This is a genomic window from Bradyrhizobium sp. (assembly GCF_050014615.1).
GTDB lineage: Bacteria > Pseudomonadota > Alphaproteobacteria > Rhizobiales > Xanthobacteraceae > Bradyrhizobium.
The window spans coordinates 24,470-30,525 of record NZ_JBEKCZ010000042.1 but is presented as its reverse complement, the minus strand read 5'-3'; the positions used below and the strand labels follow the sequence as shown (position 1 = coordinate 30,525).

General features: G+C 61.8%; 9 protein-coding genes. 6 read left to right on the top strand and 3 right to left on the bottom strand.

From position 1 onward, the window contains the following. Window positions 1-118 (top strand): DUF2147 domain-containing protein (locus ABR948_RS09580; RefSeq protein ID WP_428116376.1); only part of this gene is annotated, 118 nt, incomplete at its 5' end. 287 nt (window positions 119-405) lie between these two features. Next, window positions 406-765 carry a hypothetical protein gene (locus tag ABR948_RS09575; protein WP_428116372.1) on the top strand — a complete coding sequence of 120 codons (360 nt, stop codon included), beginning with the start codon at window positions 406-408 and terminating at the stop codon, window positions 763-765. 14 nt (window positions 766-779) lie between these two features. Here the strand turns inward: ABR948_RS09575 and ABR948_RS09570 are convergent, their stop codons facing one another. Together ABR948_RS09570 and ABR948_RS09565 are read right to left on the bottom strand one after the other, a co-directional pair. After that, complete coding sequence (locus ABR948_RS09570) at window positions 780-1,187, bottom strand: (R)-mandelonitrile lyase (protein WP_428116369.1); 408 nt, start codon at window positions 1,185-1,187, stop codon at window positions 780-782. Window positions 1,188-1,224: 37 nt separating this feature from the next. Then, on the bottom strand, window positions 1,225-1,923 hold the full coding sequence (locus tag ABR948_RS09565) for a ribonuclease activity regulator RraA (RefSeq protein WP_428116366.1): 699 nt from the start codon (window positions 1,921-1,923) through the stop codon (window positions 1,225-1,227). A 239-nt stretch (window positions 1,924-2,162) separates the two neighbouring features. Between ABR948_RS09565 and pxpB the strand changes: the two genes are divergently transcribed. The 4 genes from pxpB (at window position 2,163) to ABR948_RS09545 (ending at window position 5,695) form a co-directional block, all read left to right on the top strand. Beyond that, window positions 2,163-2,894 (top strand): 5-oxoprolinase subunit PxpB, encoded by a 732-nt coding sequence (gene pxpB, locus ABR948_RS09560; RefSeq protein ID WP_428116363.1) that lies wholly within the window; start codon window positions 2,163-2,165, stop codon window positions 2,892-2,894. Next, window positions 2,891-3,946 (top strand): 5-oxoprolinase subunit C family protein, encoded by a 1,056-nt coding sequence (locus ABR948_RS09555; RefSeq protein ID WP_428116360.1) that lies wholly within the window; start codon window positions 2,891-2,893, stop codon window positions 3,944-3,946. Before pxpB ends, ABR948_RS09555 begins: the two co-directional genes overlap by 4 nt. 29 nt (window positions 3,947-3,975) lie before the next feature. Continuing rightward, window positions 3,976-4,743 (top strand): LamB/YcsF family protein, encoded by a 768-nt coding sequence (locus tag ABR948_RS09550; RefSeq protein WP_428116358.1) that lies wholly within the window; start codon window positions 3,976-3,978, stop codon window positions 4,741-4,743. Between the two features lie 121 nt (window positions 4,744-4,864). Continuing rightward, complete coding sequence (locus ABR948_RS09545; protein ID WP_428116355.1) at window positions 4,865-5,695, top strand: RDD family protein; 831 nt, start codon at window positions 4,865-4,867, stop codon at window positions 5,693-5,695. 29 nt (window positions 5,696-5,724) lie between these two features. On the opposite strand, the gene ABR948_RS09540 is transcribed toward ABR948_RS09545, so the two are convergent. Continuing rightward, complete coding sequence (locus ABR948_RS09540) at window positions 5,725-5,877, bottom strand: hypothetical protein (RefSeq protein ID WP_428116352.1); 153 nt, start codon at window positions 5,875-5,877, stop codon at window positions 5,725-5,727. Between the last annotated feature and the right edge of the window lie 179 nt (window positions 5,878-6,056).

Sequence of the window (6,056 nt, the reverse complement as noted above, 5' to 3'; positions counted from 1 at the left end):
CACCGGCAGCACCTATGATTCCACGATCGCGTTGAAAGGCCCCGATAGCCTGCGCGTCCAGGGCTGCGCCTTTGGCGGCATGTTCTGCGGCGGCCAGACCTGGAGCCGTCTGAACTGACGGCCGCTGCGACCTCGATTGAACGCGTGGCGCGCCTTGGCGTGCACCTTATCTCAGGCGTTCGCGCTGGAATTCTCACCCGCCACTAGAGCATGATTCAACTGAGTTGAATCATGCTCGTCGTCCACCTTCTTGTTTGAGCATGATCTCCGCGCAAACGCCTCTGGCGTTTGTCGCGAGGGAAAACCGGTTTCCACTTTTCCGGATCATGCTCCAATGTGACAACCATCACAGTCCCCGGCAAGCCGGTATGCGATCTTGATCGCGTCGAAACAGAGGGGAATGTCATGAAACACCTTCGCAAGACTGGTCTCGCCATCCGTGTTTTGGTTTGTCTGGGAATATCGATCGCCACGCCGGCTGCGGCCGCGACGTTCGACGGCGCATGGAATGTTCAGATCGCCTCGTCCAACGGCGCTTGCCCGAACGGGACCACCGTCCCGATCGGGATCAACAATGGCCAGGTCGCGTCTGGCAATGCCATGTTCGTGGCGTCAGGACGCGTCGCGGATGCGGGTGCGATCAGCGTGACCCTGAGCAGCGGAATTAAACGGGCTGTCGGCTCCGGCCACCTCACCGCTACATCAGGGTCGGGTACCTGGCACGGCGTGATGTGCTCGGGCACCTGGACGGCGCAGCGTATCTGACCGGTGCGAGACGCTTATCCGCCGACTTTTGCGGTATATTCCGCATCGGTCACCGGCTCGACCCAGTTCGAATAATTTCCGTCCAGCGATTCCTGCATCGCGATGTGGGTCATGCCACTGGTTGGCGAACCGCCATGCCAATGTTTTTCGCCCGGCGGAATCCAGACGACGTCACCCGGCCGGATTTCGCGTACCGGCTCGCCCTTGGTCTGAAACCGGCCAATGCCCGAGAGGACATACAGCGTCTGGCCAAGCGGATGCGAATGCCAATTGGTGCGCGCGCCCGGTTCGAAGGTGACGCGCGCCGCGACGATCCGCGCCGGCGCCTCGGCCGCGATGATGGGGTCCTGCCAGACCGTCCCGGTGAAATGTTCTGCCGGCGCGCGACGTGTCGGCCGTGAACCGGCGAGATGGATCTGCATGGCGTATCTCCTTTTTTGTGGACGCGATTGGTCCTGTTTATTTCTTTGATGCCGCGTAGCGCGCCTTGGTCTCGGCATTCATCGGATAGAGGCCCGGCAGCACGGCGCCGCCGTTCACCTGGTCGACGATCCAGGCTTCCATGCGCTCCTGCTCCGCGCCTTCGGCCAGAATGAGATCGAGAAACGCTTTAGGGATCACCACGGCACCGTCCTGATCGGCGACGATGATGTCGTCCGGGAAGATCGCGACGCCACCACAACCGATCGGTTCACCCCAGCCGACGAATGTCAGCCCGGCCACCGAGGGCGGCGCGGCGTAGCCGTCACACCACACCGGCAACCCGGTGCCGAGCACGCCTTCGAGATCGCGCACCACGCCATCGGTCACCAGGGCCGCAACCCCGCGCTTGACCATGCGGGCGCACAGAATATCGCCGAAGATGCCGGCGTCGGTGATGCCCATGGCATCGACCACGGCGATGCAGCCGTCCGGCATCGCTTCGATCGCGGTCCGGGTCGAAATCGGCGATGACCAGGATTCCGGTGTCGCCAGATCCTCCCGCGCCGGCACGAAACGCAGGGTAAAGGCCGGCCCGACCAGCCGCTTCTGACCGGGGCGCAGTGGACGCGAGCCCCGCATCCAGACGTTTCGTAGGCCCTTTTTGAGGAGAACCGTGGTGATGGTGGCGGTGGATACGCGGGAAAGCGTCGCGATCGCTTCGGGGGTCAGGGACATCGAACAGGCAACTCCGGTGCGGGTGTGTTGGGCGGGCGCATCTTGCGGGGCGCGAGCGGCGCGTCAAGTGGCGTCGAGGGCGCTGGGAATGGGACGCTGCCTGGCTGATCGCCATCATCACAGCTTATCACCGATATGCGGATTAATTTATTGAACTTGCTGGCTCATTTGCACGAACCGAATTCCACTTCGCCGCAAAACGCGCTACAGCATGACACAGATCGAAGATTTGTGAGACCATGGCCGCGACACTCGCCCCACCCCGCCTTTTGCTGAGCGGCGACAGCGCCATCACGGTGGAATTCAGCCGCACGATCGATGACGCCGCCAACCAGCGGGTGCTGGCGCTCGATCGCACCCTGGCACGCGAGCCCGTTACCGGCGTCACCGAGACGGTGCCGACCTATCGGTCGCTGCTGGTACACTACGATCCCCTGCTGATCGATTTTGCGGCGCTGAGCGAAAAGCTTGCCGTTCTGGCGCAACTGCCGGTTCCGGCATCGACAAAAACCCGGCGCTGGTGCATTCCCGTGGTCTATGGCGGTGAATACGGCATTGATCTGGAGGATGTCGCCAAGACACTGAACACCACGACCGACGACATCGTGGCGCGGCATATCGCCGGCGACTATCGCGTCGCCATGATCGGTTTTACCCCGGGATGGTCCTATCTCAGCGGCCTGCAGGATTCGCTGCACTTGCCGCGGCGGCACAATCCGCGGCTGTTAACGCCGGCCGGCACGATTTCGATCGGTGGCGTGCAGACCGGTGTGCAATGCCTGGCCGGTCCGAGCGGCTGGCATCTGCTGGGACAGACTGCCGTGCGAACCTACCAGTTGCACCGCGATCCGATCTTCCTGCTGGAACCCGGCGACCGCGTGAAGTTCTGCGCGGTGGACGCCAAGACCTTCGCGGAACAGGATCGCGCCGCGGAACGCGGCGAGCTTGTCGCCGAATTGATGGCCTCATGAGCAAACTCGTCATTTCAGCCATCGGTCCTTCGAGTTCGGTACAGGACGGCGGACGCTTCGGCGCCCAGCGTTATGGTCTCACGCCGAGCGGTGCGATGGACCGGCTTGGGCTTGCCGCCGCCAATTGCCTGGTCGGAAACGCCCTGTTCGCCGCCGCGATCGAAATCGGCCCATTCGGCGCCGCGTTCACGGCGCGCGAGGGCGCGATTCGCGTCGCGCTCGCGGGCGCGTCGCGCAACGCCGACGTCGCCGGACGCGCGGTCGCGTCGGATACATCCGTGACGCTGTCGGACGGCGAAACCCTGAAGCTTGGTTTTACCCGCGGCGGCTCTTTCAGTTATCTCGCGATCGAAGGCGGTATCGCGGGCGAGCCGATGTTCGGAAGCATGGCCGTGAATGCCCGCGCCGGGCTCGGCAGCCCCTACCCGCGCCCGCTGCAGGCCGGCGATGAATTACAGGTGGCGGCTGCCGGCGGTGCGGCCGAGCGCCGGATCGATCTTCCGCCCCCGGTCCAGGCGCCGATCCGCGTCGTGATGGGTCCGCAGGATGACGAATTCGCCGATGACCAGAAAAATCTGTTTCTGGACAGCGAGTGGAAGATATCGGCGACCAGCGACCGCATGGGGTACCGGCTCGAAGGCCCGGTGATCAAACATCTGTACGGCCACAACATCGTCTCCGATGGCACCGTAAACGGCAGCATTCAGGTACCCGGCAACGGCGCGCCCATTGTCCTGGTGCCGGACCGCGGCACCAGTGGCGGCTATCCCAAGATCGCGACCGTGATCTCGGCCGATCTCGGACGGTTCGCGCAGATTTCCGCCGGAACCGGCTTTCGTTTCAAGGCGATCGGCATCGCTGAGGCACAGGCAGAGGTGCGCAAATTCGCCGAGCTGCTGCGCACCCTGCCCGACCGCCTCCACGCCATCGATAATTTTGATCTCAACATCGAGGCGCTGCAGGATGCCAACGTCGCCGGGGCTGCCGTCAGCGCCGTCGATGCCGGAACATGGCAGGTTTCATCGCCTGTCGATGCACTGACGCAGGACTAGTTTCGAACAACCAACAAGCGGACAAAAACATGAAAACAGTCGATCTGAACAGCGACCTCGGTGAAAGCTTTGGCGCCTGGGAAATGGGTAACGACGCCGCCATGATCGACGTCGCCACGTCGGTGAATGTTGCCTGCGGGTTTCATGGCGGGGACTACGACACCATGCGCAAGACCGTGGAACTCGCGAAGGCACGCGGCGTCAGCGTCGGCGCTCACCCGGGTTACCGCGACATCCATGGATTTGGCCGTCGGCCGTTTTACGGCATGAAGGCCTCTGAGATCGAAAACCTCGTCGCCTATCAGATCGGCGCGCTTCAGGCGATCGCGACCGCGGCGGGCTACAAGGTTACCCATGTCAAGGCGCATGGCGCATTGTCGAATGTGGCCTGCGAGGAAGATACCACCGCGCGCGCGATTGCTTCCGCCATCAGGGCGGTCGACCCCAGTCTTATCTTTGTTGTGCTGGCTAATACCAAACTGGTGCAGGCCGGCGAAGCCGCCAATCTGGCGTTGGCCCACGAGGTGTTCGCCGACCGCGCCTATGAGGACGACGGCACGCTGGTGTCGCGCAAGAAACCCGGTTCGGTGTTGCATGATCCAAAACAGATCGCCGAGCGCGTGGTGCGGATGATCCAGGATGGCGCCGTCATATCCGTCACCGGCAAAATCATCAAAATGCGTACCGACACCGTATGCATTCACGGTGATACGCCGGGCGCGGTCGATATCGCGCGTGGCGTGCGGCAGGCGCTGAAGGATGCCGGTATTGAAGTGGCACCGTTCAAGCGGAGTTAGACCACGGGGTTGATCTTCCACAGGGTATTGGCGGGCGCCTGACCCCGTATCCTTGCCCACGGAGGATCTGTCATCTATCGGTTGTGTTCGTCCGTGCTTGCAGCCCGATTGGATCGATCAGATGAACACCGATGGTGCCCACCTCGAAGAAATAGCGAAGCTTCCGAGGGCGGGATTTTGGCGACGATGGGCAGCGACGCTCATCGATTGGATTGTCGTTGCAGTTCCCTTTCAGGTTCTGGCGGTCGTGCTTTTCGCAACGACATCGGGAATGGTCCAAATGCACGGCGGCTTATTCTTCAACAGCTGCGAGGTCGCCAAGACGATCCCGCAATCACTGAGCCCGCCGCCGCCACATGATGCAAATTTCGCAACGGTTTGCCATGTCTCGTTGTTTGGAGCGGCGACAGGCGTCACTCTGACGGTGGGGCGCACGACGCGCGAGGGTTCAACGACCAAGACCGTCACCCAGGGTTACATGCTCGACCAGGCGGGAAACCCAATCGATGGTTTCTCGCTGGACTGGATCGTCGCCTCGGCTTTCGTTGTCTACCTCGTTTGGATGATCTGGAAGAAAGGTAGAACCGTCGGCGCTCGAATCGTTCGCATAAGGATCGTCGACACAGCGGACGTCCAGAGTTCAGGCGTGCCGATCCTCAAGGTCATCAGCCGCTATCTGGCGATGATCATTGGTTTCGTGCCCGCAATGGCCCTGTTGCTCTATCAACGCGCGATCACCGACGGCAGCGCCGACGCGATGTTTACCGACCATTTCTTTCAGTGGTTCATTTATTCCGGCTTGGTTGCCGCGATTTGGAGCGTGCTGCTGATTATCCAGGTCGCCCGCAAGACGGACCCGGTCTACGACCGGTTGGCGGGAACCGCGGTGGTGAGAGACCAGAAGGCAGTCCAAGCGGCACAAGCTGTCGAACCAGGGCTACAGCAGGCTTAGGCTCCCAACGACCGAACCGTCATCTGGTATCAAAACGGATGAACCGAGAGCGTTCCGAACACCACGGCCGCAATCACCGCGAAAGCGCCATAGAGCGCGGCCGCATGAAATCCTGTTCCGGTTCGCCGGGACAGCGAACGCGCGTACAGGTGCAGACGGGCTTCCGCCGATAATTCGCGCATGGTCGATCTCCAACGCAGCATGAACCACAATGGAGTATCGTTCGCGGCTGGATGCAAGGCGACCGAGAAAATAGCGATACGAATGCTCTGCCAGACTCCCTTCGCAGGGAAAAATTCTCTGCGGCGGATTCAGGCTAGAATTTTATTCGTTCGAATTTGTCTCTGATTGGAACCGGTTC

What these genes read in the sequence shown, in the direction of transcription:
- ABR948_RS09575 (WP_428116372.1), top strand. Translation starts at nt 406, where the DNA reads ATGAAACACCTTCGCAAGACTGGTCTCGCCATCCGTGTTTTGGTTTGT.
- ABR948_RS09570 (WP_428116369.1), bottom strand. Translation starts at nt 1,187, where the DNA reads ATGCAGATCCATCTCGCCGGTTCACGGCCGACACGTCGCGCGCCGGCA.
- ABR948_RS09565 (WP_428116366.1), bottom strand. Translation starts at nt 1,923, where the DNA reads ATGTCCCTGACCCCCGAAGCGATCGCGACGCTTTCCCGCGTATCCACC.
- pxpB (WP_428116363.1), top strand. Translation starts at nt 2,163, where the DNA reads ATGGCCGCGACACTCGCCCCACCCCGCCTTTTGCTGAGCGGCGACAGC.
- ABR948_RS09555 (WP_428116360.1), top strand. Translation starts at nt 2,891, where the DNA reads ATGAGCAAACTCGTCATTTCAGCCATCGGTCCTTCGAGTTCGGTACAG.
- ABR948_RS09550 (WP_428116358.1), top strand. Translation starts at nt 3,976, where the DNA reads ATGAAAACAGTCGATCTGAACAGCGACCTCGGTGAAAGCTTTGGCGCC.
- ABR948_RS09545 (WP_428116355.1), top strand. Translation starts at nt 4,865, where the DNA reads ATGAACACCGATGGTGCCCACCTCGAAGAAATAGCGAAGCTTCCGAGG.
- ABR948_RS09540 (WP_428116352.1), bottom strand. Translation starts at nt 5,877, where the DNA reads ATGCGCGAATTATCGGCGGAAGCCCGTCTGCACCTGTACGCGCGTTCG.